Genomic DNA, 1,472 nt, shown 5'->3' on the forward strand with positions numbered 1-1,472 from the left:
GGCGGATGCTAGCGATCCCCGCAACACCCTGGATTTCAAGGAGTTGCGGGGATCGTGCATTCTGCGGAGTTGAAGGACGAGTTCTTCACGGTGTTGGACCGTGTGGACGGGAACGTGTGCGAGGCTGCTTGCATCGTCGGGATGAGCCGGGACACTGCGTACGGGTGGGTGCGTAAGGCGGGGATGCGTGGTCGCGGCAAGACCGGTACCGGCGGGCATCCGGGTCGCGCCCGATACGACCAACTCCGTGCGGAGGGAGTGAGCCGCCGCGAGGCGGCTGCCCAGATCGGTGTGAACGTCCGCACTGCCCGGGATTGGGATAGGGGAATCCGTAAGGTCGGGAACGCGCGCCTACATCCTGATGGCCGGCGGATCGACTACACCACAGGTGTGACCACCTACCGCGACGCCACTGGCGAACCATCCCTGGCCCAGTTGGAAGCGGTACTGCATCCACGGTTCCTGACCTTGGCCGATCGGGAACAGATTGCTGATCTGCGCCGTGAGGGTTACTCGCTTCGGGAGATCGGCCGGCGGTTAAGGCGGTCGGCCTCGACGATCAAACGCGAGATCGACGCCTATGCGGTCGAGGACGTCTACCGTGCTCACCGAGCGCACCGTGCATGGACCCGTTCGCGGTCGCGTCCTAAAGAGTCCAAGCTCGCCCAGCCCGGCCCGCTGCGCGACTACGTCGCCGGCAAGTTGCAGGACCAGTGGTCCCCGGAGCAGGTGTGCCACGCTCTCATGACCGAGTTCCCCGACGATCAGGGCATGCGAGTGAGCACCGAAACCATCTACCAGGCGATCTACGTCCAGGCTCGAGGAGGGCTGCGCCGCGAGGTCGCGACGGCGTTGCGGACCGGGCGGACCCGACGCAAACCTCATCGCAAGGCCGAACAGCGCACCAAGCGGTTCATTGACGACATGGTGATGATCTCCGACCGTCCAGCCGAGGTCGAGGACCGGGCCGTGCCAGGACATTGGGAAGGCGATCTGATCGTCGGCACTCGCAGCGAGTCCGCGATCGTGACCCTGGTTGAACGTTCCACCCGCTACGTCATGCTCGGACACCTCCCGGGCGGGCACACCGCTGGGGAAGTCCGTGACGTGCTGGTACCGCTGATCGGATCACTACCCCGACACCTGCGCGGTTCGCTGACCTGGGACCAGGGATGCGAGATGGCAGCCCACAACCAGTTCACTGTTGCCACCGGAGTACCGGTCTATTTCTGCGACCCGCACTCACCCTGGCAACGCGGATCAAACGAGAACACCAACGGCTTACTGCGCCAATACTTTCCGAAGGGAACCGACTTGAGCGTCTACGGACCCCAGGACCTCGAACTCGTCGCCCAGAAACTCAACCGTCGCCCACGCAAAACGCTCGACTGGAAAGCTCCAGCCGAGCGTCTGCGTGATCTACTGATAGCCGTCTAACCATCAGGTGTTGCGAGGACCCCTTGAATCCGCCC

General features: G+C 63.9%; 1 protein-coding gene. It reads left to right on the forward strand.

Annotated elements, in window-relative coordinates; genetic code table 11:
• The first annotated feature begins 258 nt into the window (after positions 1-258).
• A complete protein-coding gene (locus GP2_RS20760) occupies positions 259-1,437 on the forward strand; it encodes an IS30 family transposase (RefSeq protein WP_157211753.1) in 1,179 nt (392 codons plus the stop codon).
• The last annotated feature ends 35 nt before the right edge of the window (positions 1,438-1,472 follow it).

It is taken from the genome of Gordonia paraffinivorans NBRC 108238 (genome assembly GCF_000344155.1).
GTDB lineage: Bacteria > Actinomycetota > Actinomycetes > Mycobacteriales > Mycobacteriaceae > Gordonia > Gordonia paraffinivorans.